The sequence below is a fragment of the Mucilaginibacter sp. KACC 22773 genome (genome assembly GCF_028736215.1).
Taxonomy (GTDB): Bacteria; Bacteroidota; Bacteroidia; order Sphingobacteriales; family Sphingobacteriaceae; genus Mucilaginibacter.
This window is the reverse complement of the sequence record NZ_CP117883.1, coordinates 7,149,224-7,176,012: the sequence shown is the minus strand read 5'-3', so window position 1 is coordinate 7,176,012 and position 26,789 is coordinate 7,149,224. Positions and strand designations below refer to the sequence as shown.

Annotated in this window: 12 protein-coding genes and 1 tRNA gene; 6 read left to right on the top strand and 7 right to left on the bottom strand. The window is 43.5% G+C overall.

Going from position 1 to position 26,789, the window contains the following annotated elements:
• Window positions 1-9: 9 nt before the first annotated feature.
• Together PQ469_RS29730 and PQ469_RS29725 are read right to left on the bottom strand one after the other, a co-directional pair.
• Window positions 10-3,324: a TonB-dependent receptor gene (locus PQ469_RS29730; RefSeq protein WP_274210896.1), complete on the bottom strand. Its 3,315-nt coding sequence runs from the start codon at window positions 3,322-3,324 to the stop codon at window positions 10-12.
• A gap of 210 nt (window positions 3,325-3,534) precedes the next feature.
• On the bottom strand, window positions 3,535-4,677 hold the full coding sequence (locus PQ469_RS29725; RefSeq protein WP_274210895.1) for a FecR family protein: 1,143 nt from the start codon (window positions 4,675-4,677) through the stop codon (window positions 3,535-3,537).
• A 116-nt stretch (window positions 4,678-4,793) separates the two neighbouring features.
• Between PQ469_RS29725 and PQ469_RS29720 the strand changes: the two genes are divergently transcribed.
• Window positions 4,794-5,372: a sigma-70 family RNA polymerase sigma factor gene (locus PQ469_RS29720; protein ID WP_274210894.1), complete on the top strand. Its 579-nt coding sequence runs from the start codon at window positions 4,794-4,796 to the stop codon at window positions 5,370-5,372.
• Between the two features lie 175 nt (window positions 5,373-5,547).
• On the opposite strand, the gene PQ469_RS29715 is transcribed toward PQ469_RS29720, so the two are convergent.
• Window positions 5,548-7,674 carry a GH92 family glycosyl hydrolase gene (locus PQ469_RS29715; RefSeq protein WP_274210893.1) on the bottom strand — a complete coding sequence of 709 codons (2,127 nt, stop codon included), beginning with the start codon at window positions 7,672-7,674 and terminating at the stop codon, window positions 5,548-5,550.
• 727 nt (window positions 7,675-8,401) lie between these two features.
• On the opposite strand from PQ469_RS29715, the gene PQ469_RS29710 reads away from it, so the two are divergent.
• From PQ469_RS29710 to PQ469_RS29690, 5 genes are all read left to right on the top strand, one after another.
• Complete coding sequence (locus tag PQ469_RS29710; protein ID WP_274210892.1) at window positions 8,402-10,243, top strand: RHS repeat domain-containing protein; 1,842 nt, start codon at window positions 8,402-8,404, stop codon at window positions 10,241-10,243.
• Window positions 10,244-11,333: 1,090 nt separating this feature from the next.
• Window positions 11,334-11,669: a helix-turn-helix domain-containing protein gene (locus PQ469_RS29705; protein ID WP_274210891.1), complete on the top strand. Its 336-nt coding sequence runs from the start codon at window positions 11,334-11,336 to the stop codon at window positions 11,667-11,669.
• Window positions 11,650-12,900 carry a type II toxin-antitoxin system HipA family toxin gene (locus tag PQ469_RS29700; RefSeq protein ID WP_274210890.1) on the top strand — a complete coding sequence of 417 codons (1,251 nt, stop codon included), beginning with the start codon at window positions 11,650-11,652 and terminating at the stop codon, window positions 12,898-12,900. Before PQ469_RS29705 ends, PQ469_RS29700 begins: the two co-directional genes overlap by 20 nt.
• 398 nt (window positions 12,901-13,298) lie before the next feature.
• Entirely contained in the window at window positions 13,299-20,615 is a 7,317-nt protein-coding gene (locus PQ469_RS29695; RefSeq protein WP_274210889.1) for an IPT/TIG domain-containing protein, read from the top strand.
• Complete coding sequence (locus tag PQ469_RS29690) at window positions 20,612-21,307, top strand: hypothetical protein (RefSeq protein ID WP_274210888.1); 696 nt, start codon at window positions 20,612-20,614, stop codon at window positions 21,305-21,307. The genes PQ469_RS29695 and PQ469_RS29690 overlap by 4 nt, the downstream gene beginning before the upstream one ends.
• A gap of 88 nt (window positions 21,308-21,395) precedes the next feature.
• Here the strand turns inward: PQ469_RS29690 and PQ469_RS29685 are convergent, their stop codons facing one another.
• The 4 genes from PQ469_RS29685 to PQ469_RS29670 form a co-directional block, all read right to left on the bottom strand.
• Window positions 21,396-22,613 (bottom strand): site-specific integrase, encoded by a 1,218-nt coding sequence (locus tag PQ469_RS29685; RefSeq protein ID WP_274210887.1) that lies wholly within the window; start codon window positions 22,611-22,613, stop codon window positions 21,396-21,398.
• 253 nt (window positions 22,614-22,866) lie between these two features.
• Window positions 22,867-22,940: transfer RNA gene (locus PQ469_RS29680), tRNA-Asp, on the bottom strand.
• A 206-nt stretch (window positions 22,941-23,146) separates the two neighbouring features.
• Window positions 23,147-25,531, bottom strand: coding sequence for a hypothetical protein (locus PQ469_RS29675; RefSeq protein WP_274210886.1), 2,385 nt, complete (start codon window positions 25,529-25,531; stop codon window positions 23,147-23,149).
• Between the two features lie 74 nt (window positions 25,532-25,605).
• On the bottom strand, window positions 25,606-26,778 hold the full coding sequence (locus tag PQ469_RS29670) for a DUF4249 domain-containing protein (protein WP_274210885.1): 1,173 nt from the start codon (window positions 26,776-26,778) through the stop codon (window positions 25,606-25,608).
• Between the last annotated feature and the right edge of the window lie 11 nt (window positions 26,779-26,789).

Genomic DNA, 26,789 nt, shown 5'->3' with positions numbered 1-26,789 from the left:
TGATCACGATTATTTAAATGTGCATTTAATGCCCAGGTTATATGTTTTCAGTAAAGGATACTGTGCCCCTCTGCCGTCACCCAACTCTACATCCCAAAGCTTAAATCCACTTACAGTGAGCAAATTGTAGCCTATAAAATATAGGCTTAGGTTTGACATGCCCGTATGGCGCAGCCATTGTGAGCGGGCAAAATCGTAGCTTAACTGTAAGGTTTGCAGGCGCATAAAGGCGCCATTTTTTACCCACCAGGTACTATTTGCATAGTTCATATTATCGTTACCATAAGTAAGGCGTGGATAAAAAGGCCGCGGGTTAGTGCTGCCAGGTGTCCATCGGTCGGTGATTTGGGTAAGCAGGTTACCACGTTCGCCGCCCTGGCTAAACGGCTGCAGGCCGTCGCCATTTAGCGAAACATCTACATTACTGATACCTTTAAACCAGCCGGCAATAGCAAAGCCTTTATAACTAATGGTTGGCCCAAAGCCATAAACAATTTCAGGAATGCTGCCGTAACCTATCGGGCCCTGATCAAAATTATCTATCTTACCATCGCCGTTAAGGTCTTTATATTTAATATCACCTGCTTTGTTTGTTCCGGTTTGATAAGGGCTATTGGCTACGTCGGCATCGCTTTGAAAAAGACCAAGGTCGGTATATCCAAAACGCTGGCCCAGTTTACGACCTATCCGCTGCTGCCAGGGGTATGGCCAGGGTGCGTTGGCATCATTTATTACCTTTGCCCTGTTCCATGTAAAATTGCCCCGGAAACCTAATTGCCAGTCGGTATTTATCCGCTTATTAATGTCGAGCGTGGCGTCGATACCTCGATTATGTACTTCGCCAAGATTGGCATAAGGCAAAGTTCTGATACCGGTATAGGTTGGCACATCGCCGCGCTGGCGAAAAATACCTGTGCGGTTTTCCTGGAAAACATCGGCAGTTAAAGAAACGGCATTATCCAATATTTTAAGTTCAATGCCAAAATTTTGTTTTTTTGCCTTTTCCCAGGTAACACTTACTGCGTAATCGCCAATGTCAAGCCCGCTGATGTTTTGGTCTGTACCATTTTGACCGTAGGAGTAACCACCGTTACCGCCTCCTACTGTCGAGATGTAGGCAAAGCGTCGGCCGCCAATGTTACTATTACCCACCACACCATATGAATACCTGAGTTTCAAAAACTGAAAGGTACCGGCCAGCGGCTTAAAAAAAGACTCCTCTGATATTACCCAACCAAGGCCAAATGAAGGAAAAAATCCAAACCTGTGGTCGGGCGCAAAAGTTTCAGAACCATTGTAGCCAAAATTTGCTTCGGCCAGGTACTTATTATTGTAAGCGTAGGTTACACGCCCTGCAAGCCCCATATAACGATATGGTATCGAACTGATAAAATCGTTTGCAAAGGCATCCTCTTTATCCGATTGATTGTATAGTATCAGCCCCGAAACGGCATGTTTGCCAAATGTGTTGGTGTAATTAATTGCAGCCTCTGTATAAAACTGGCGCGTACCACCATTGCTTCTGGAATAACCAAGAAAACTTGTGCCGACAGATGTTTTATCGAGTAATAGCTTTCCATTGGCATCACGCCCGGTAGCCAGGTAGCCATCAACGGTTTTTGTACGGCTAATGATGTGCGTGTTGTAATTATCAAAAGAATACATAGCCGTAGCCGAAAGGCCCTTAAGGATAGTGCCTAAATCCTGGGTTACCCTGATATTGCTCCACAACTGGCTCCTGAATTCGTTTACATACCCACTTTGAGTAAGCAGGTTATAAGGGTTGAGCACATCGCCGGTTCGGATTTGCGAATGCAAACCGTTTGAATATACCGGTGGAATTACTATTGGCGGCATAATATAGGCCGAACTCCAGATGGCGTCAACAGAACTTCCGGGGTAATTACCATTGCTTATCCATCCCGAAGCGCCAAAATCTACTTTGGTTGATTTAGTTACATTCAATGTAAGGTTTGATGTAAAGTTATACCTGTCAAACTTAATGGCCGAGTTATAGTTGGCCAGTTGATCTGTTTTGTACAAGCCGTTTTCGTTGTAATAACCAACAGACAGATAATACTGCGCGTTTTCGGATCCTCCGTTGGCATTAACCCTGGCCCGACGGTTTTGGCCCGTTTTGTTAAACAAAATTTTAAACCAATCCACATTGGGATAAAGGTCGGGTTCGGTACCGTCGGCTGTCTTCTGGATACGATCGGCAGAATATTTAGGCAGGGCATCACCGGGGTTACTGCTTTTGTAAGCTTCGTTGGCCATTTGCATATAGGTAACGCCATCGGCAAACGAAGGTATTTTTGTAAATTCGGTAATTCCCTGGTCATATTGGGCATTTATGGTTGGTTTGCCTACTTTACCTTTTTTGGTTTGGATAAGGATAACACCGTTTGCGCCACGTACGCCGTATACAGCCGTTGCCGATGCATCCTTAAGGATGCTGAAACTGCCAATGTCTTCAGGATCTACGTTAGACAGTTCCCGCTCAACACCATCAACCAACACCAGGGGGCTGCTGCTTGTGAATGTAGATATGCCCCTGATGTAGATTTCGGCATTATCATATCCTGGCTGGCCGCTACGCTGCACGCCTATAACCCCGGCAACACGGCCGGCAATCAAATCGGATAGATTAGCAACAGGCTGCTTCAATTCTTCGGCCTTTATGGTGCTTATTGCACCAATCAGGCTTACTTTTTTTTGCTGTCCGTACCCTACCACTACTACATCGTTAAGGCCGGTTGACGTTTCTTTAAGGGTTACATTAATTTGTTTGGCATTATTAACAGGAACCTCCTGCGTGGCGTAACCTATAAATGTAAAAACAAGTGTGCCGCTTCCATCAGGCAGCCTAATAGTATAGGTACCATCTCCACGGGTTGAGGTAACCGTTGTACCGTCTTTCAGCTTTACAGTTACGCCTGGCAGCGCTAAACCTTTTTCATCAACAACCTTGCCGGTAACAGTTATGGGTAACACTTGGCTGCCGGCGCCCTGAGCGGGCATTTCGCCACTTGCTTTTCTTTTAACTACAATCATATTTTGAACAATCTCATAGCTTAAAGCCTGCTGCGAAAAGCATTGATCAAGCACTTTTATAAGCGGCTGATTTACGACAATTAAGCTAACAGGCCTGGCCTCTTTAAGCATCTGATTGTCGTACACAAACTCCACCCCGCTTTGGCGGTGCAGTTGTTTAAACACAGCCAGCAGAGAAGCATCCTTCACTTTCAGACTTATGTTTTGCGAATAGGTAGCGGCGCTTACCTGAAGCAATGCCGTTACCAATAAAACAAAGGAGAGTTTCATTATCAGCAAAAATTTTAATAGGATACGGGAATCCCTTTTGCACGGGAATGCAATCGAAAATTTATACATTTGGTTAAGGTTAGTAATTAATTGGTTGTAAGAAATAATCAGTTATTGATCCTTAATGCCGAAAGGTGTTTTGACCGGGAGTACTTCCACCTACTCCTGGTCTCTTTTTTTTAAGGATCGTTATGAAGCTTTATGTAATGGTTAATCCATAACGACTACCCTCCTTCCTTCCATTTTGAAATGAACAGATCCGGTTGCCTCAAGTGCCTTTAGCACCGCATCAATATTTTTATAGCGCGAAATAGTACCGCCAAAGTTGTTTTGGCTTGTTTTATTCTTAAAAACCACATCTACGTTGTACCAGCGGCCTATTTTCATCATAATGCTTTGAATGTTTTCATTGTCAAATACAAAAAAACCATCTTTCCAGGCTACTATATCGTCGGTATTAACCTGCATCACCTCAAAACCGCGGCTATGATAATTGTATACCCCTTGCTGGCCGGGGACCAGGTTTTGGCTTCCGGCAGATGAATGCAACTTAACCCTGCCCTGTAACAAAGTTGTTTTTACATCGACATCCTCCGGATAACCCGTCACGTTAAAATGAGTACCTAAAACCTGTACATCCATGCCGTTAACCGATACCTTAAATGGCATCGCCTTGTTTTTTTCAACTTCAAAATAAGCTTCGCCAACGAGCGTAACCCGGCGTTCTTTACCGGCAAATGCCACGGGATATTTTAAAGATGAGGCCGAATTTAGCCACACTTTTGTACCATCAGACAGCACCGTTTGAAATACCCCTCCGCGAGGTATGGTGAGTGAATTGCTATCGGTATTTTTATGTATTTTTTCGCTATTATTTGCATAATACGTTAAAACGCTGTCGTTTATTTTTTTTATAATAACTCCCGACACTCCCGCTATCTGGCCATTTTTGGCATCATGCAGCACAATAGACTTTCCATTGGCAAGAGTAAGATAAGCCTGGTTTTTACCCGGCCGAATGATGATAGCAATTTGATTTGGTGCTTTATCTTTTGTTAAATAATGAAATGAAAAAACACCGGTAATTATGGCAAAAAACACGGATGCGGCATACCATATCCAAGGTTGAAATATCAGCTTCTTTGTTGTCTGGTGATAGTCAATATCTGTGCTGGCTTTGATTTTTGACATAATCATTTCCTTTATCCGCCGCTCATCGCCAAGGGCGTTTTCCCATTCATTGTCCATGAGTTTTATTTCAGAATAGTAGCTTTCCAATTGCCTGATTTCTTCTTCAGAGCATTGGCCGGAAAGGAACTTTTTGTACAGTGAAATGAAATCCTGCTTCGACATTTTTTGGTTTATATAACTATAGTACGTTATTCGGCAAAAAACTCACACACATTATTTTTTTATTTTTTATTGTAGGTTTTTTAACATTTTATTCTTATTTTTAAGATGCCAATATAATGCTAAATACTTCAGAAACAGATATTAATCTATGGGATTCCGTACGAAAGGACGATAAGTTGGCATTCAATATATTATTTGATCGTTACTGGATAAGCTTGTATAAAACAGCTCATTATTATCTGGAAGACCAAGAAGCTTGTGCCGAGGCTGTTAACGATGTTTTTGTAAGCATCTGGAACCGCAGAAAAGAACTTGAGATTATTTCATTCTTTAATTTTATGCAAACTTCGGTGCGTTTTCAGATCTATAAACGCCGCAAAGCGGTAAAGCTTGAAATAGTTTTTAAAGATAATCTGACCACTGATAATTTCAGCCATACCAACGACGGCGAAATGAGGATCAGGCAAAAAGAAATTGACAACGAGCTAAGTTTGTACCTTGATAAACTTCCTAAAAGATGCCAGGAAATTTTCGAGTTAAGCAGATTTGAACACTTATCAAACCAGGAGATAGCCGGCCGGCTCAACATTTCCAAGCGTTCGGTAGAAAATCAATTGGCACTGGCATTGAAACATTTAAGGATGTGTTTTAAACATACCGTCCTTCTTTTGTTTATTATCAGAAACTTATTTTAAAACACTATAACTTTAAATAATATAAAAAAAAACCAATTGCTTTCACATACTTTTCAGATGTAAAAATGTAAGTCACACAGTTGCTCTAAAAATACTATGCATTGTCAAAATTCAATAAACCACCGTTTTAAATAAGAAACATTTTATTAATGATAATTTCGATTATCAAATGCCGTCAGCGGGTGGTTATTACTAGTTGGCCGCCTTGTTTCAGCTCATTGTCGGTTATAAAATAATCTTCAATTTTATGATCTGCGTAATTAAGGCTGCCGATTTTTTTACCTGTATTCTTTTTCAAAATGGTAAACATTTTATTGTTATCCAGTTTAAGTTCTACTTTATCAAAAAGAGGAACAGAGACGATATATTTGGGATCGGCAGGTGAAAACGGATAAAAACCCATAGCATTAAACACATACCAGGACGACATTTCACCCGCGTCATCCATACCGGCATAGGCTAATTTCTGTTTCCCCATATCATAAAAATGGTTCATGATGCTATCCAGCAATACCTGCGATTTTTCCTGTTTACCAACAAAATAGTACAGGAACGGGTAACTATGATCGGGCTGGTTACCCTGGCAATATTGCCCAATGAAACCCGAAATGTTGTAAACCTCATACCCTTTCCATGGAAGGGAAAACAACGAATCCAGCTTTTTTTCGAAGGCATTATTGTTCTTATATAATCCGATAAGTCCTTTTACATCGTGCGGGGCAAAAAAAGACGATTGCCATGCATTGGCTTCGCGGTACATGTATTCATAATATGGGTAATAAGGATCAAAGTTTTTAACCCATTCACCATTGGCCAGCCTACCCCTCATGAACCCTGTTGAGGCATCAAATACGTTTTTGTAATTGCCTGTGCGTTTCATTAACATGCGGAAACTACCTGTATCTTTCAATTCTTTTGCCAGCAAAGCGACGGCGTAATCATCATAAGCGTATTCAAGTGTTTTAGTGACCGCAGCTTTGGTTACAGTTTCGGTAACCGGCCGGGGTACATCAAGTTCGGCTATATAGCCCTTGATGTTGTATTCATCAACATACTTCCTGGTACCTTCAACAGTGGCATTTTTTAACATCATGGTGTACGCTGTTTTCACATCAAAACCTCTTATGCCCCTTAGGTACGAACCCGTTATAAACACAGATGCATGGTCGCCATGAAAAAATGTTGGCATAAAGCCGCTTTTTGCCCCTTTATCGATCAGTGATTGAATAACATCGGCCGTTACTTTGGGCGAGAGCAGGCCTAACAAGATAAGTTTGTTGCGATAATCGTCCCATAACGAGGGTTCTGTGTAGTAATTGAAGCCCTTGTTTACTACGTTGCCGCCTTGATCGGTAAAATCGCCATTAATATCGCTGCGTAAGGCCGGCCATAAAAATGAGCGGTATAAACACGAATAAAACAGCCCCTTTTGACGTTCGGTACCGCCTGTAACCGTAATTTTTGAGAGTAGCTTATTCCAGGTTTCAGCGGCATCCGCCCTTACCTGGTCAAAGCTTTTGCCCGGCATTTCCTTCTCCAGGTTCTCCTTTGCATTTTTCAAGCTTACAAACGAAAACCCGATCCGGATTTCAAGCGGTTTATTTTCGTTAAAAAAATTTACAACGGGCACTATTTTAGCATCTTTTCTTAACGAGTCGATCTTTTTAATCTTATGATTAGTAACAGCGTAGAAGTACATCTTTTCGCCGCATTGCTGGAAACCTGTAAACGCATTGCTACCATCCTGACTTATACTCCAGCTCCGTACCCTTTCATTGGCCATGGCCAGGTCGGCAATTAACTTTTTGCTTTCACCATGTTTAAAAGTATATTTATGGAATGCACAACGCAGGGTTGAGGTTAATTCGGCATTAATGCCATAACGCTTTAAATAAACCTGGTAATAACCGGGATGGGCCGATTCATTTTTATGATCATAGGCCGATTTATAATCGTCGGCTGCTATAACACCTGTAGCCGGCAGCAAAGGTATGTTACATAAATTCCAGTGACCTTTGCTGGTATGGGCAAACCCATATATCACCGTATCCTCATATTGATAGCCTGAGCCACTGTGAAACTGCGTAACCGGAGTTAACTGCACCATGGCATTGGGAAGCGATGACCCGGGAAACACCTCGGCCCCCCAAACGCGATGTGTAGGTGTAAAACCTGCATCCTTAGCATCCCACAAAGTAGCAGTACCCAACAACGGGTTTACATATTTAACAGGCGACTGCTGTGCATGGGTAACACATACCGAACACAAAGTTAAAATGATAAAAAGGATATGTTTCCTCATAGTTTATTACAGGCGTTATTTTCTGGCAGGTTAAAAATGTTCTAATCAATTTCTTTTGTTAAACGGGTAACGCCAGCTATATATGATAAAAACATATCATAGCTGGCCGGGTTTAAATACCGCTATGTGCTTTAAAATTTTTTGCCCAATATGCTGGCAGCCATATATTAGTTATGTTATTTGTCTGCTGTGTGATACAAATGAACCCATAATAGTTTCCAAAACAGTTGCAAAATCATACATTTTTATTGACATCGTGTACATTTATATCCAAACGGCGGATGCTGATAAAACTTCTGGCAGATTAGTGCTTATAAAAATGATATTTAAGTTTGTAAATTCAAACATCTGGCTGTTGCAAATGAGAAAAGTATCCTGACGTTTACATTTATAGATATACAACTTACCGGCATAAATGCCGCGCTTGGTACCCTACAAGGCTGTAAATAATTGATTTTATTTGATATGCTTTTTTGTGAGAAACCGCTTAAAAAGGGCTTAAATGCAGAAAAGAGGCCGTATCATAATTCAAATGATGCGGCTTTTTTATTTTACGGCAAATAAATTGATTTCAAGTAGTTTTTTACTGTTGATTTCGAACTAACGAACATTATTGATTGAGAACGAAAGAAAAGAAGCTCTTTAGGCTGCTTTTTTTCTTAGATTTCCAGGGAATGATTGGCAGCCTTATAATGCGGGGATAACGAATTCGGGCCATACTGTAAAAATGGCATATTTAGTCAACAACGTGAACACATTCAGCGGGGCGGATACGGCCGTAAGTACGCTTGCGGCGCTGTATCGTGCAACCATCAATGCCGATCAGAGTCGTACGCTCACCAGGGCCACAGGAACGGCAGCCAATTACCTGGCCGGACAACTGTATGTCACGGTAATCAGGGACGAAAATTGGAAAAGCGGTCGCGGCGGCACTACCGAGGAGTATAAAGATAACGAAGGACATGTGGTGCTGAAAAGAACATTTAATTATATCCCGGCACAAACCTCGCCGGTACTGCCGGCATCACTGCAAATGCTATCCACGTATTATGTATACGATAACCTGGGCAACCTGGCCTTTGTATTACCTCCCGGGGCAAGCCCGGATGCGGCAGGCCTGCCATCGGCAGCTGCGCTAAGTAATTTTTGTTACCAGTACCAGTATGACAGCCGTAACCGCCTGGTTCAAAAGAAGCTTCCCGGGAAAGACTGGGAGTATATGATATATAACAGCCTTGACAAGGTGGTTGCCACCCAGGATGGCAACCAGCGGCTAAATAACCAATGGATATTTACCAAGTATGATGCACTTGGCCGGGTGATGGTAACCGGCACATGGGTTACAGCCATAACCCGGCCGGCACTGCAACTACAGGTCACTCAGTTCACAGGCCCCTTATGGGAGACCCGAGCCACCGGGGGATACCCCTCCAATGTAAGCTGGCCGACGAATCCCTCAGGGACGTTGACGGTTAGTTATTATGATGATTATACCTTTGGCGATTTTGCTTCTTTCCCCACAGCATGGGATAGCAGGTCGGTATCAAGCACGCAAACCAAAGGGCTGCTTACCTGTGCCAAAACCTGGGTACTGGGCAGCACGGCAGTATTATACAAGGTATTTTATTATGATGACCTGGGCCGGCAGACTACGGCGTATGCCCAGCATTATCTTTACGGTACAACAGGAGCGGCATCATTAGGGAACTATGATAAGATATTCACCACTTATAACTTCGACAACCAGGCATCGGCTAATTACCGCTACCACTTCGTAGCTGGGGCGCAGGCATTAAGGGTAGATAACGCTTATTTTTACGACCACATGGGCCGCAAGCGGCAAACGTACACAGCCATCAATAATGCGGCCAGTGTGTTGCAAAGCCAGCTGGATTATAACGAGATCGGTCAGCTGATGATAAAACACCTGCATAGCGAGAATGGCGGCGCGTTTCTGCAATCGGCAACTTATAGTTATAATGAACGGGGATGGCTGCTGGGCTCCACCACGAATGGCAACCTCTTTAATATGAACCTGTACTATAACAAGCCGACAGATCTGAGTATTTACAGACCATCTTACAATGGTAATATCAGCGAGTTTGTTTACAGCAAAACATCGGCGGCAAACGTGGCTTTCAAATATAATTATGATCAGCTGAACCGGCTAACAAACGGCACCAGTACAGGAGGCAGTACATTGGGTGAACAAGTAAGCTACGACCTGATGGGCAATATTTCCGCCCTGACGCGCATAGGCCCAAATGCCGCTTCGCTGGTTTATACCTATTATAACAGCAATGGCAGCAACCAGCTGCAAACGGTAACCAACGGCGGTGCCGCCTTCCGTAGTTATGGCACGTATGACCCGAACGGGAATGCGCCCGGAAATGGCGGGATAACTGCACCGAAACAGATTAGCTATAATCTGTTGAACCTGCCGCAGACGGTGACGCAAAGCGGGGCGACGCTAGCCACGTATACCTATGATGCGACCGGCGATAAACTTGCTAACAAAGGGAGCGACGGCTATAAAGAACATTCAAGGTTTCTGAAATTCCGCAGCTAAAGAACTTGTAAGTTTTTGCTAATTAATGAATATGCCCCCCGGTTGTCCGTAATCTACCGCTGTTCGAATGTCTCCGACTTCGAACGGCTATGCTTGTAGTTTGTAACTACAGTTGGGTTAGATAAAAGTAATGTTGTAAAACAGACAGAGCCTGGCCGTGATGCCGGGCTTTGTCATTTAAGGAGCACTTGCAGTTTGTTTTTAGCGACGAAAGCATCCATAGTGGCAAACAGGTGTGAGCGTTCTTCCTGCGGTAGCTTTTCGATCAACTTTAAGCTGTTTAAAGCATCCTGATTTGTGTCCTGATATTCAGTATCTATTACCAGATAATCCAATGGTTCTCTAAAGCATCGGCCACCTTAGCGAATGTCTCAATCTTTCGCTACCGCAAGGTACTGTACTTGTGGCCCGCTGATAGGTAAACGCCATGCTAAGTTATAACCTGTAACTCCCGGATGTTCAATTTACATGTGGGAGTTTGTATTTTTAAACATAAGTGATCAATACGAATTCGTTGCTGTGCATTTCAGGACATATGGACAATGTTCAAGCAACAGATTATCCGCCGCAAGCCTCCCCAGAATAAAATGACCACCGCATGATTTTTAAAACTAAAATTTGTAATCCAGAAGCAAGACGGAAAAAAGACAGCGACCCAACGTGCAATTAGAACAACTAATATAGAAATACCAGTTTGATGGAATTATTAAATATCGCCGCAAATACTTACATTTGAGTTAAGAAATGTAGCAGATGTCAGTTGTTTTTAGATTGATTAAGAGGGCTTTCATTTTTTAAATGTCATTGACAAATAGACAATCAATTTTAGATAAAGCGTCATTCGTGGCGTCTTTTTTTTGAAGGAATATAAAGGGTTGAAAACCAGCTAATTTCAAATGAGGTTCGAGTCCCGTCCCAGGTTAGCCAGGTGTCGCAAAAATACAAACACGTCTCTAACCGCATCTCCACTATAAAAACTCTTCTTTAGTCGATCCGGTGCCATTTAGTCAAGGCTAATCTTTTCACTGTCTTTGCTATCATTCCAAAATATTATTCATGATGTATATTTTCTTCTTTTTTATTAACTTTGATGAAAATATTCACCATCATGGCTTTAAAAAAACACATCGTGTTTCCTAAACAACAACAGCTGTTAGAACTTTTCGGTGAAAATCTAAAGCTGGCCAGAAAGCGCAGAAAATTAACGAGTTTGCAGGTCGCTGAGCGAGCAGGCATTGATCGCGGAACTTTAAGGGAGGTCGAGCGGGGTAATCCGAGCGTTTCGTTAGGTGCATATTTCAATGTTCTAAGAGTTTATAACCTCCAGGATGAGATTTTAAAAATCGCTTCAGCCGACCCGATTGGGAGGAAATTACAGGATTTAGAGATTTTAACAACTTCTGGTCATGGCAGTAGGAAAAACTGATATTTGGGTATATGCCCACTGGCTAGGCATGCAAGCCCCAAAGTGCATCGGTGTCTTATCCGCTCAACAAGCTAAAGGTCGAAAGTCTTTTAGTTTTGAATATAACCGGGAGTGGATGGGGTCAGGTGAGCAGTTTTTATTAGACCCAGATATCGGATGGTACAGTGGTGGACAATTTCCCAATGGAAAGGAAAATTTCGGTGTCTTCACGGATTCTATGCCGGATACCTGGGGTAGAAAGTTAATGCAGCGCCGCGCTGTACAAAAAGCACGGGAGAACAGCAAAGCGACACCTGGCTTATATGAAATCGACTATTTATTAGGCGTTCATGATTTTACCCGGATGGGCGCACTAAGGTTTAAGCTTGACCCTGATGGTCCATTTTTGGATAACGACGAAAGTTCACCAACACCGCCATGGGCACATATTCGTGAACTTCAGCACAGTGCTGAAGTTTTCGAGGAGGATGCAGACGGCGATAATAAAAAGTGGTTAGATTTGCTCATCGCTCCGGGGTCATCTTTGGGTGGCGCAAGACCTAAGGCCAATATTCTGGATGGGGCTGGTCATTTGTGGATCGCAAAATTTCCATCCAAAAATGACACTACCGACAAAGCTGCCTGGGAATACTTGGCTCACAGGCTCGCGATTCAATGTAATATTGAAATGGCTGAATGCAAGCTTGAAATGGTTTACGGAAAATATCGAACATTTTTCACCAAAAGGTTTGATCGGCAAAAGTTAGAGCGCATTCATTTTGCCTCAGCCATGACCATGACCGGCAACCATGAAGAGTTAATCCGGGACCATACACCCAGCTACTTAGAAATCGCTGAGTTTATACAGTACTCGGGAATTAATGTCAAAGAAAACCTCTGGCAACTTTGGCGGAGAGTTGTTTTCAATCTGGCCATTTCCAACACAGATGATCATTTACGTAATCACGGTTTTATTTTAAATGGTAAGGGCTGGATACTATCACCGGCTTATGATCTAAATCCATCTACTGATAAATCTGGTTTGGGACTAAACATCGACATGGACAATAATGATCTGGATCTTGAATTGGTCAAAAGCGTCGGTCAATATTTTCAGCTTAAAAATGCTGAAATGGATAAAATTATCTCGGAAGTGAAGGAGGGGACGAAAAACTGGCGGGCACTAGCCGCCGAGATTGGCATTACAAGACAGGAACAAGAGCTGATGTCCCCTGCATTTGTACTAGTTTGATATTATACGTTGGCCTCAGAAACCTGCTCGAGTCTTAACAGCCTGCCTTTGTTGTGAGAAAACATTATGCCCTCATTCGCCGCAATCGTGAAGATCCACCACGCCGAAGTCAATCACCATACGAATTCGCTCAGATTATCAAAAAACTCACAAACATTGGGTCTCCTGCTTTTATCGGTTAAATTTATCTGTACGGCGACATGCGCTATACTGTTCAAGACTCCTGAAAAGTGGCGTAGCTTGGTTAAGCCCGACTGATAGCAGACGCATTTTTTTTTATGTCCTAAAATGGCTGTTTGTCTAAAATGCTAAATGTAGGAAGAGTTGTATTAACGTGTTTTTTTGATATATTTATGGTTTAAAACCATAAATAATAATTTATTTAAACCTAAGCCCTCTTGAAAAGATTTCTACTAACCTGCACATTATTTCTCGTTGCATGCACTGTATTTGCTGCGGCTCCGATCATAACTTCCTTTAGCCCTGTAAGCGGACGGGCTGGGACGTTGGTAACAATTAGCGGGTCAAATTTAGATAGCTCCACATCCGTCACTGTCGGGGGTGTAGCCGCCATTCCCATTTCCAACACGGGATCAAAATTGGTAGCAATGGTGATGCCGGGAGCAACAACCGGCCCTGTAGCTATTACCACATCGGGCGGTAGCACAACAGGGCCGGGAACATTCAAAGTCAATGCGGCAGCATATCCAAAATATCCCATCGGCGGTAAGCTTTCCGGGGCTGATGCGGTCAACTATGCCGAATTTGGCGACGCGGTATCGCTCAGTGCCGATGGAAGTACCGCAGCCATTGGAGGTTTTAATGATAATCAAATAGGTGGTGTTTGGATATTTGTAAGAAATGGCGCCACTTGGGTACAGCAAGGCAATAAAATAGTTCCGTCGGATTATACTGGCAATTCATACATCGGATCGGGCGTAGCGCTCAGCGCCGACGGAAATACGATGATCATGGGCGGAGACAGAGGTGCCTGGATATATTCAAGGAGTAACGGAATCTGGACACAGCAAACCAACAGACTTACCGGCAGCGACGCTGTTCCGAATAATGATATTTTCTTCGACAATATAATTGGCCGGGGCTATACCGTATCCATAAGTGCCGATGGCATGAACGTCTTGATAAGCAGTGCTGCCGATGCTAATCACCAGGGTGCGGCATGGGGCTACAGCAAAACCGGCACAACATGGACGCAGCAGGGAGGTAAAATTACTCCATCCGGTTCCACAGGCACAAAGGTTGCTTTTGGGTATTCAATTTCAATGAGTGCCGATGGGTTAACTGCTGTTATAGGTTCGCCCGGTGACGATAACTCTACGGGAGCCACCTATATATTCGCCCGCACAACGGGCAATTGGACACAGCAGGGAAATAAGATAATCGCAGCCGATCATGTCGGACCGTCGTCTCAGGGGGCATCGGTGGCCGTCACCGCAAATGGCAATATGATTGTGGTAGGCGGTCCGGGAAATGCTAATGGCACTGGTGCCACATGGGTATATACCCGCGCGGGAAACACATGGGCACAGCAGGCTAAATTAGTTAGTTCAGGAATAATCTCAGCCCAGTCTGATGGGTTACACCAGGGTTATTGTGTAGCAACAAACGCCGACGGAACTGTTTTACTACAAAGTAGTCCAAGTGAAAATGAGGCCGGGGCAGCCTGGGTATACACCCGAATCAACGCCTCCTGGACCCAAGTAGGCAAATTACCCGGATCAGGTGGCATTAGCCAGATTGGCCTGGCCCTTAGTGCGGATGGTAGCAACGCGCTTACAGGCGATATTGCCGACAATAATATTAAAGGCACCGTTTGCGCATTCTCAAATTTATCATTTCCTGTACCAACTACAGGTATTGCCTCAAACATAACAACAACAACGGCCACCATTAGCGGAACGGTTGATGATAATGGCGGTTCAACCGCTGTAAACATGGAATACAGCACTTCGGCAAATATGACCGGAAGCATTGCTGCGGCATTAACAACAGGTACCACACCCATTGCCGCCGGTTCGGGAAATTCAACCTTTACAAGCAAGCTTACCGGGTTATTACCCGGTACAACTTATTATTACCGTATAAACGGAACAAACGCAACCGGCGCAAACACCGGCGAGGTATTAAGTTTTTTAACGCTTACCCCTCCTGTTGTCAGCTCATTTGCGCCTTCGGCATCCGGCGTAGGCACAACTATTATTATAACCGGGGTAAACCTGGATAATGTTACTGCGGTTTCTATTGGCGGCGTTGCGGCGGCATCATTTGCCCGGGCATCTTCAACAACCGTTTATGCAACAGTTGGGGCAGGCGCAACGCCGGGCAATGTTACGGTAACAAATGGCTATGGCACGGGCTCGTTGGCTGGGTTTCAATTAGCCACCGCACCTAAAATATCCTATCCAACCAACCCTACTTATGACATTACCAAAAAAATTACGCCGTTACCGCCAACCAATGCCGGGGGAGCTGTGCCGTCTAAAGAGTATTTGCAGGTCACCACCCCGGCATATCAATACTTGAACGGCACTACGGCAGCCTTTTACACACCGGTATCAAGCACAATTGATGCGCTTGGTAACATATACGTTTCAGACGGATCTATAGTAAAAAAATTAAATCTTAACAACCAGGTAAGCATATATGCCAATTTCGTAAACAACGCTGTAAACTTCGATATGTATCCTGCCGGCCTGGCTGTGAGTCCAACGGGCAATATCTTTGTAGCCGACCAGGTAAATAACAGAATAATAAAAATAACTCCGCAAGTCAATCCATATGCCGAACCCTTTGCCGGGAGTGGCTCAAAAGGCTCAGTTAACGGAACTGGTACAGCGGCAAGCTTTAACAGCCCTGCTGGTTTGGTTTTTGATACAAAGGGTAACTTATATGTAGCCGAGCAGGGAAACAACCTTATCAGGAAAATCACCCCCGCAGGTTTGGTTAGTACATTTGCAGGAAGCGGTACAGCCGGAGCGGCAAATGGAACAGGAATTAACGCAAGCTTTAACGCGCCTACCGCGTTAACAATGGATGGCTCAGGTAATATTTACGTTGCCGATAAGGGGAACAACATGATCAGACAGATAACTCCTGCCGGCCTGGTAACTACGCTGGTTGGTAATGGCACAGCCGGGATGGCAGATGGCAAAGGTAATGCGGCAACTTTTAATGGCCCCGCAGGTGTAGCAGCCGACAGAAACGGGAATATATATGTGGCCGATGCTGCTAATTACCTGGTCAGGATGATCACCCCGGCAGGCATTGTAACCACTTTAGCAGGCAACGGAACAAGCCTTGCTTATGACAATACCGGTACAAAGGCAGGCTTTAAAAGGCCAGTTGGCGTTATGTGCGACCTACAGGGCAACCTGATAATAAGCGATAGCACCAATGTCAGGAAAATGGTCATTACGGGCTATACATCCACCCCCGCTATGCCTCCGGGTCTAATCCTTAATACGGCTAACGGCACCATATCTGGCACGCCCACCGCTATAACTAACGGCTCGTACACCATAAAAGCAGTTAATGTTAACGGCACAGGAACAACCACAATTAAAATAACTACAGTTATTCCACCAGTGCCTCCCGGCATACAGGCCTTTACCCCTTATATATGTAAGTCAGGCACAAAAATCACTATAACAGGTATCAATGTTCTTGGCGCTACCGGAGTAACCATAGGAGGTATCCCGGCTTCTTCATTCACTGTAGTTTCGGCATCAACCATTACCGCAGAAGTGCCTCCGGGCGCAACCTCTGGCAGCATCGTTGTCAGCAATCAGTATGGTAGTACGGCTGTTAAAGGCCTGGTTATAAGCAACCCGCCTAAAATAGCATATAGTACCAGTACAAGCTACCCGGTTGGTACGGCAATTAAACCTATAATTGTAAAAAACAGCGGTGGCGCGGTTCCCAACAATATTTACCTGCAAGCAACTACCCTTGCGGGCAGCGGGCAACCCGGCCTGGCAAACGGAACAGACACAACTTCAAGTTTCAATTTCCCTATAAGTACAGTGGCCGATGCCCTTGGAAATGTTTATGTAACCGAGGGAAATAATAACCTTATTCGCAAAATTACCCCGGCGGGTATTGTAAGCACCTTTGCCGGCAGCGGGGAGATTGGAAATACAGACGGCGACGGCACGGCTGCAAGTTTTAATTATCCGTACCGCTTAGCAGTAGATGCTGCTAATAATTTATATGTTTCTGATGGTCGCGACAATGGTTTAATTCGTAAGATAACACCGGCTGGTGTGGTAACCACGTTAGCCAGGGGTGTTAAGGGCGCCGGACTAACCGTTGCCGCCGACGGCACTGTGTTTGTTGCGAATGAAAGAAACTCTTCAATAGTAAGGGTAACCACTACCGGAGCAGTATCCCGGTATGCCGGCGATGTTGTAGATGGATCAGCAAACGGATCAATATATGGTTCTTCAACACCCCCTTCATTTTATTCCCCAACCGGCGTAGCCATCGACCCATCGGGGAACTTGTACGTCTCAGACGCGGATAATTTCAAAATCAGGAAAATAAGCTCTGCAGGTATTGTCAGTGATCTGGCCGGCAGTACCAACGGTTACGCCGACGGAACAGGTGCTGCTGCAAAATTTTCCGGGCTTAATGCTATAGCGATAGATGGTATTGGTAACTTGTATATTGCCGACGGGGCAAATAACGCCATACGCAGGGTAACCCCGACGGGTGTGGTAACAACATTGGTGGGCAATAGCATAAAAGGTTCAATAAATGGCATAGGCAATGCGATAGCGGTTGATTACCCGCAGGATATTTCAATAGATGCGCTCGGGAATATATATATGGCGGATCTCCATGCATACAAAATCCGTAAAATCACAACAACCGGTTATAGTGTTACTCCCAATTTACCTGCCGGGCTTAGTATAGATGGTACCGGCGCAATAACTGGCGTGCCTACAGTGATAACTCCTGAAACCACTTATACCGTTACAGCTTATAACCTTTCGGGCGGTAGCAGTACTACTATAAATTTTTCAACAGGGGCTGCAAAGGTCCCTCCCGCAATAACGTCATTCAGCCCGGCATCCGGGCCTATAGGAACCGTAGTAACTATCAACGGCGCCAATTTAAATTACCCGACAGTTAAAATAGGGAATGTTAATGCACTGGTGGTATCAAATACAGGTACAGAATTAAAGTGTATGGTAATGCCCGGTGCTGAAACAGGCGGGCTATCAGTTAATACTACAGCTGGCCTTGCTAATAGTTCAGGTAATTTTACAGTGACGACTACACCCTACCCCGCCGTTCAGCAAGGTAAAAAACTCACAAGCACCAATGGTTCAGTTGGAAAGGCTGTTGCTATAAGTGCCGACGGCAACACCATATTGGCTGCGCTTATGCCATTCAATAATTCTTACGGAGCGGTATTTTTTACCCGTAATAATGGTATTTGGACAGAACAAAAAGTTGGGTTGACCGGATTAGATCAGGCTGGCCCAATACCTTATTCAGCAATAGGGAATAGTGTTGCGTTGAGTGCAGATGGCAATACTGCCGCAATCGGGGCATCTCAATATTCTCTAAATGCTAACAGTAGTCAATCTGACGGTGCAATATGGGTATTCGTAAAAGTTAACGGAGTTTGGAAGCAACAGGGTTTAAGATTATCTGGCGCTGGCTATGCGGGCGTAGCCCAGCAAGGATCGTCGATAGCTATTAGCGCCGATGGTAATACTATTATTGAAGGTGCCCCAAATGATGACAATGACTTGGGGGCTGCCTGGATATTTTCCCGTACCAATGGTATTTGGACACAACAAGGCACCAAATTAGTTGGTACCGGTAGTGTGGGGGCATCCCAACAGGGATATGCCGTAAATATAAGCGCCGATGGTAATACTGCCATAGTTGGTGGTACTTATGACAATAACACAACAGGTGCGGCATGGATATTTACGAAAACCGCAGATAACTGGGTGCAACAAGGGACTAAGCTTATAAAAGCTGGCACCGGTCAGGGTTCAAGCGTTGCCTTAAGCGCCGACGGCAATACAGCTATTGTTGGTGAAACCGGCGGGGCAAACATTTTTGTGAGGACGGGTACTACATGGAACCTGCAAGGGGCCGAATTAATAGGGACAGGATTTTACAGCATTGTGTATCAAGGGCGTTCAGTAGCTCTAAGTGCAGATGGCAATACAGCCACTATGGCCGGATTAACATCCGGATATACGGTTGATGCAAACCAAAGTCTGCTATGGGTATTTACACGCACCGGCAATACATGGAAATCAGCAACCACCCTTGGTGGCAACGACTTTGTAAACCCTAACGACAACACGGACAACAATTTTTTCACGGCGATAACACCTGATGGCAAAACAGCCGTAATGAATACAGACTTTCAGGGTGCCTTGTGGGTATTTGTTGCCGCTACCCCGGCATCTGCTACAACACGAGCGGCCACTGCTGTTGGAGGTACCACCGCAACATTAAACGGAGTTGTTAATGATGGGGGACAAAGGACTACGGTCACCATTGAATATGGCACTTCTCCAACCCTGGCAGGGGCAAAAACAGCGACGTTAACAACCGGGGTAAGCCCTATTTTACCTGCAACCGGCAACGTGAGTTTCACAAGTAACTTAACAAACCTTATACAAGGAACAACGTATTATTTCAGAATAAAATGTATAAGCGGAAGCACGACTTTATCTGGCGATATACTTAGTTTCACTACGATACCATCACCACCAACAATTACTTCTTTTACACCACCAAGTACAATAACAGGCACCGAAATAACTATAACAGGCACAAACTTTATAACGGTAACCGATGTAAGTTTCGGCGGCACGCCGGCAACCTCGTTCAACGTTGTATCACCAACCATGATCACGGCAATAGTTGGCGAGGGAACTTCGGGCAAAGTGGCAGTGACAACAACGGGAGGCACAGCTACCCTTGCAGGCTTTAACTGGGTGTTTACGTTGCCTGCAAATAATTTTACCATCACCGCCAACAGCGCCAGTTGCCGAGGTTCGGCAAACGGATCAATAACAATAGCTGCCGCACAACAATTAAATTACACCGTTACGCTCACCGGGGGCAACATGAACAAAGCCTATTCATTCACCGATGTTGCAACCATTAGTAATCTGGCAGCAGGAACTTACAATTTATGCTTTAAGGTTGCCGGCCAAAGTTCCTATTCGCAGTGCTTCGATATAGTGATAACCGAACCTAAGGACCTCGCCATGTATGCCGCGATAAACAAAAATGCAAGTAATATTACCCTTACGCTAGATGGAGCAAGCACGTATTACATCACACTTAACGGTACAACCGTTACCACCACCCAAAACATTATAACGCTGGCGCTTAACAAAGGAAGTAACGATATCGCTATCTCCTCTGATAAGCCTTGCCAGGGCTCGCTTGAAAAAAAATTCACCTTTGCTGATGATTTTTCGGTTTTTCCAAATCCGTTTAATACTACGCTTAATATCAATGTAGGAACCGACAATTTAGCTAAGGCAACATTGCAGTTATATAACATCATGGGAACCAAAGTTTACAGCCAGCAGTTTTCCAATATATCTGGTATCATATCTATAAATCCGGGCAACCTTGTACAGGGAACATATATGCTCAAACTATTAACAGGTCAAACTGAAAAAATGATAAAAGTTGTAAAACAATGAACAAATATATTGCCATCCTATCAACTGCCGGTATAATCCTGATCACAGCCTGCAGTAAAAAAAAAGACACCAAAGTTGTTCCTGATCCAGTTAAGGCAACGCTAACCTTTCCGGATAAAAACTCTGCTTGCACAACAGGAACGCAAATTTCAGATACGCAAAGCAGCATAACCTTTACATGGAATAGCTCGGCAAATACTGATAGTTATGAACTTAACATTAAAAATCTCATTACAGGCGTTACCAGTACACAAACAACTACCGCCAACCATTTACCAATAAACTTACTTCGTAATACACCTTACTCGTGGTTTGTTATATCTAAATCAACCAACTCAACCGCTACAGCGCAAAGTGACACCTGGAAATTTTACAATGCCGGCGCGGGAACGTCTTCCCATCCTCCTTTTCCCGCCGACAACCTTTCCCCTTCCTTTGGTCAAGCAATATCCGCAACAACCGGAACCATAAATCTGACCTGGACTTCAAGCGACCCAGACAACGATATTGCTACATATGATGTTTATTTCGGCACATCCAGCAATCCGGGAGCATACAAAAGCTCCATCACAAACAAGTTTTCAAATGGTGTTGTCGTAAAATCAGGTACAACCTATTACTGGAAAGTTATAACGAAAGATAGTCAAGGCAATACATCCGACTCGGGGACCTACCACTTTACCGTAAATTGAGCTTGATTTTAAAATAAAAAGGCAAGCGGCCGAAAAGCGTGCTTGCCTTTGCTATAGTAGATGTAAAACCCGATAGTCGATGCAAGAGTTAACCGACGGATAACTTTTTTCTTAACTGCTGCATATCAGAACTAATCTTATGATCCATTACTTTAGCATAGATTTGTGTAGTCTTAATGCTGGTATGCCCCATCATCTTTGCAACGCTTTCAATAGGCACCCCATTATTTAGCGTCACGGTTGTAGCAAAGGTGTGTCGTGCAATATGAAAGGTCAAAGGCTTTTTAATTTTGCATAGATCTGCTATCTCTTTAAGATAAGCATTTATTTTCTGGTTACTCATTATGGGAAGCAAAGCATCTTTGACAATGCATTGCGGGTGATCTTTGTATGCTTGAATTATCGACAAAGCTACCGGCAAGACTGGTATTCTTGAAAGTGTATCTGTTTTTTGTCTGCTGGTATAGATCCATAAGTTACCATCGACACCATTAACCAATTCAGAACGTTTTAGTTTATGGACATCAACATACGCGAGGCCAGTATAGCAACAGAATACAAACATGTCTCTAACTACATTCAGCCTTTCGACGCTGAATTTCTTTTTTCTTAATTGATTCAATTCCTCTTTAGTCAACACTTCTCTGTGTACGGCTTTTTGCTTAGGCTTATAGTTCACATAAGGGTCTACTGCCAGCCAACCGTTGCCTAAGCAAATCCGAACTATCTTGCCAAGGTTCTTAATGTATTTGATTGCTGAGTTGTTACCGCATTTACGTACGCTTCGCATATAATATTCAAAATCGTTTAAAAAAGCAAAATTGATCTTGGTTACCGGGATATCTGAAATATTATATTCCAACTGCATAAAATTCTTGGTGTGCATTAAACATGTTTCATAACGTTGCAACGTGCTTTTCTCGAATTCCTGTCCCACGAGGCTTTTCATTTTTTGATTGTGATCAGTAAACACGGTCAATAATGTACGCGCTTTTTCATCCTTACCCACAAAACGATTTTTAAGCGTTTCCACTGTGAGTATCTCATCGGCTTCTGACATTTTGCGATGAAGTTCAAAAATCTTAAATTGAATATCATCGAGATAAGCATTTAATGTTCTTGAATCGGCTTTTGATCCTGTGGCTCTACCGCTTGCCGTATCCCATCTCGCAGGATCACATTTTCTGCTAATAGCGAGTTCGGTTCGTTGGCCATCAACTGTAATACGTAAATAGATTGGCATCTCCCCGGCTTTGTAATTTTTGGGCTTTCTCAGGGAAAAAAGCAAAGAAACTGTAGTTCTCATGACTTTTGATTAATTAAAAGTGAAACAAATTTGATTAATTAATCACTTGGAATCAAGATGTTCAATGAATGAACATGCTGTATGTCAAATGCTTGCGCTAAAATTCGGGAGTTCTTTGAGCCGACTTGAAATGACTCCCGAATTACTCACATATCCAATGGAAAAAGCTGAATAATTTGGTATGCCCTGAAAATGAAAAACCCCTCAGATGATGTCATCTGAGGGGTTTTTACTGTTTTCATTACTGAATTTGCGGAATGGACGGGACTCGAACCCGCGACCTCCTGCGTGACAGGCAGGCATTCTAACCAGCTGAACTACCACTCCGTTTGGGTCTGCAAATATACGCACCATTTTGGTTTACACAAGTGGTTTTTTAAAAAACCTTGCTTTAATCTCTTTTATTAGCGGCCTCAACTGTTTTTCAATGTTAACCTCGGTCTTTGCACCCGTCATAACTATCTCAATATCAAAGAAAAAAAAGAACGATAGGGTTGGCCATCTCTTTAATAATTTTCTTAAAATTTATTTTTTTATTTAACTTCAAAACTAAAATACTGGGCGCCTGCGTTGCCTTCTTCGCTAATTCCCTGCACCGATACGACGTATTTTCCCTTCTGATCCGACGTGTAAAACGATACCAGGCCTTTGCCCGCAGCATTTGTGTTTACATCTGGCGACCAAAACAACAAGCTTCTGAAATCAGGTACCCGACTATCGGCGGCTTTTTGGGTATCATAAACCGGCGAATAAAACTCTCGTTTTAACTGCAAGCCTTCATAATCCAAAACTACTGCGTGTGGGTCTATTTCAACGCCGCCAAGGTCGCCTTTGTACGTGGTAAAGCTAAACACGCCCTCATTAACGGTTGGGCCATAAAAGTATCTGTCCCTTATTACTTCAAGCTTTCTTACCTTCAAGGGGTCAATTGCCATTACCTTATCTATATTAAATACCGGCACATCATCCAGTAAAACAATAGGGTCGCCGTCTAAAAAACCTTTTTCGTTCAATACTTTAATGTGGTACCTACCCTTGGAGCGCACTATATTGTCTTCTCTCACATACTCGCGCAACACTTCTTCCATTGTGGTAAATCGGGTGTAGTTATCCAGCAGGTAGGTTTTATAAGGCTGCGCAAAAAAACCGGCACTATCTACACCCGGATCATAAAACCGTTTGATTTTATTAAGGGCATATATATTTTGTACCTGCATGCCCAGGCTGTGCTGCTCTAAGGCCTTTTGTAAATCGGCAGACAAGGCTAATTGGGGCGTGATACGTTTACTGTATTGCTCCGAAAAGGGGCTCAAAACATCAATCCGGTAGGTTGAATCTTTTTCGGGATTGGTTTGGGCAACTACCTCACCGGGGCCAAATAACTGCTTGGTATTAAACACAAGGCGACCCAATGAATCACTCCTGGATGCATATAATTGTACCCTTTTGCCCGGCACACTCAAATATGCTACTATATCCTTTGCCGGAGCGCCCGTTAGTGTGTTGGTTATTTTCGCGCTTATCAGATGGTCATTATACTCCGGCAAAAAATTAAATGCCGACGACCCGCCATTTAGAATATTATTCCATTGGAACCTGCGCCAGCCTTGCGACAGCATCAGGTTATCCATAGCGGCATCAGCTTCGGCGTTTTGGTTTTTGATGTAATAACCTGCCGATTCTATATTGCCCCTCAAGTCCGATCTTAGCCACAGATAGTTAAATATATCATCAGCATCCATTTGCTGCAACGAATCGACCCGGTAAACCGAAAGTGATAAATTAGCCAACACAGCAGCCCCGTTTGCCCTTTTAGTGCCCACATTAATATTTACTTTTTTTCGCGTAGCGTATTGAGACTGGTCGGCAGCCGCATCTATTTGCAGTAACTGTTTAGGACGCTTAAAATAAAGACGCTCACACACCGGCTGCCTGGCGCTATTAAAAATAGTTATATGCGATATGCCTTCGCCCAGTTTGCTTTTATCGATGCTAAATGTAGCCACACCCGAATTAAGCGAAGAACTTAAAGCAGCTTTAACCAATTGCCTTGTATGCGCAAAAAGAAACACCTGATTGTCGCCGCTATTGCAGTTTACGGTAACATCTAAATTGGCTCCATTATCTTTTAGCTGCATTACATAGCCCCGGTTGTTGACCACGGGTAGTTCTTTAATAATCTTATTACCCTGGCTTGTTTTAATAATAGCCTTGTAGCTGTTGTTTGCCGCGGGTGTAAATGTAAAACTGCCAATACCAAACTTTAATGGCTCAAAGCGTACCACCGTATCGCTGTGCTGGTCAATTACAGCCCCCCGGTATATTGCAAGTCCGTTGCCATTGGGCGCAGCAACTTTAAAGGCTACCTTACTGTTTAAACCGCCCACAAGACTGCCCCCTTCAGGGAAAAATTGCACATCGTAAACTGGCGCCGTTTCTTTGGCAGAAGCATCAGGCGACTTCAACGGATTTATAATGGTGATGTTTTTTTCAAAATAATAATCGGGATTAAAATTTTTCATCCAATTGGTATATGCGCGCAAGGTATAGTTGCCATTACTTACCGATACGGGTATGTATAACGAGCCGCTGCCTGTGCCATAATTCACAGCTATTTTAGCTTGCATTATGCCGTTATGGCCATTATCTATTACGTCAACATAAACTACCTTGCTCAGGTTCAAGAGCTGATGAAAAGAGGCATCAACACTATATATTTTAAACCAAATAATTTCGCCCGGCAGGTACACGCTTTTATCGGTATGCACATATATCTTTTCCTGTATGTTGCGCTGCCGGTATTGGTTAAAGCTGCTTTTTACCTGCTCAATTACCTGAGCAAAGCCCGTTGTTTGTGCAAGCAATAAAACCAAAACCGACGAAACTATAGTCTTAGTGACTCCGTTATGTTTTCCCATAGCTAAAAGCTGGTTTGTTTAACAATTATGTGATCTGCCTTACTTGGCTGTTGTTTTAGTGTTTTATTTGTGCGTTATGGCTTCCAAAATGGCGGAGGTAATGATTTACCCCTTATCCGGCAATCCGTACATTCGATAGTTGAATACGTGTAACCAATTAATACATTCATTTCTATAATGGCCGAAATTGGAATGCCATTTCCGTCAATTATAAATTGCTGTACTTCGTGCTGCATATTTTTCGGATTATATATACGCGCAGTATCTGCCTCACAGTTATATGGATAAACAGGATACCACGCTGTCGGCAACTGGCTGTTGTCAATAAAAATGCGCTTCCGCTGAACATTTGTGATGGTTATAAATCCGATAACAGGGTCGGCAGGGTCAGATATGCTATGGATATTCCCTTGCAGTTGCGATGGCTGGGCATCAAAGATACTTCCCAGTTGCTCGGTGTTTTTTCGGATGTTTTCCCAAAACTCATAACACTCTTTTGTTAAAGCATATTGCCTCAATAAAATAGAGTACCGCACTGAAATTTTCTCGGCGGTAGAAGGTATCGTTGTTACCGGTGCCTGGAATATAACATCTGATGTTAGCTTGGCTGATGATGCTATTACTGTATTACTTGATATATCGCCCGTATAGCAATAGTATGCGGCTTCATTCTCTTTTCTGCTCCTTACTTCTTTGGTTACCGGGTCTACAAGGAACCCTGATACGTATTTGGCATGAAATTTCCAGACCTCTGTGTAATCCCAGCGATAATAGCGTGTACTGTTTGTTGCATCATGGGTATTAACATATACATTCAAATTATTGCCCTTCGGTATAAAACCGATGCTATCAATAGGCGGTGTTTTTTTTACTGCTGTATAGTCTGAAGCATATTCCTTGCCATCGCCCGAAATATGCAGCCTGTATTTTTTTGACTGATCAAGCGTTAATGGCGCCGCCGAAGCATATTTTCCGTCCTGTCCGGGTATCGGCTGCAATTCTGCTATGGACGCTCCGGCTGCATCCTGAATAGTTACCGTGTAACCGGCCAGGCCGGATGTTTTAACATCATCGCCAAGGTTCACAGTTTGGCTTAGCTTAATAACTGTTATACTATCGCCAACATCAATTACCCCCTCTACCACCAGATAATGGTTGGGGCTGCTTATAACCGATGGATTATACGGCTTTTTACACCCTCCGGCTATTCCACAAACTATCGCCAAAAACCATATATATTTTTTCATAATCATTTTCT

Bases quoted from the DNA above. Each gene is read 5' to 3' on its own strand.
- PQ469_RS29730 (WP_274210896.1), bottom strand. From the start codon at position 3,324: ATGAAACTCTCCTTTGTTTTATTGGTAACGGCATTGCTTCAGGTAAGC.
- PQ469_RS29725 (WP_274210895.1), bottom strand. From the start codon at position 4,677: ATGTCGAAGCAGGATTTCATTTCACTGTACAAAAAGTTCCTTTCCGGC.
- PQ469_RS29720 (WP_274210894.1), top strand. From the start codon at position 4,794: ATGCTAAATACTTCAGAAACAGATATTAATCTATGGGATTCCGTACGA.
- PQ469_RS29715 (WP_274210893.1), bottom strand. From the start codon at position 7,674: ATGAGGAAACATATCCTTTTTATCATTTTAACTTTGTGTTCGGTATGT.
- PQ469_RS29710 (WP_274210892.1), top strand. From the start codon at position 8,402: ATGGCATATTTAGTCAACAACGTGAACACATTCAGCGGGGCGGATACG.
- PQ469_RS29705 (WP_274210891.1), top strand. From the start codon at position 11,334: ATGAAAATATTCACCATCATGGCTTTAAAAAAACACATCGTGTTTCCT.
- PQ469_RS29700 (WP_274210890.1), top strand. From the start codon at position 11,650: ATGGCAGTAGGAAAAACTGATATTTGGGTATATGCCCACTGGCTAGGC.
- PQ469_RS29690 (WP_274210888.1), top strand. From the start codon at position 20,612: ATGAACAAATATATTGCCATCCTATCAACTGCCGGTATAATCCTGATC.
- PQ469_RS29685 (WP_274210887.1), bottom strand. From the start codon at position 22,613: ATGAGAACTACAGTTTCTTTGCTTTTTTCCCTGAGAAAGCCCAAAAAT.
- PQ469_RS29675 (WP_274210886.1), bottom strand. From the start codon at position 25,531: ATGGGAAAACATAACGGAGTCACTAAGACTATAGTTTCGTCGGTTTTG.
- PQ469_RS29670 (WP_274210885.1), bottom strand. From the start codon at position 26,778: ATGAAAAAATATATATGGTTTTTGGCGATAGTTTGTGGAATAGCCGGA.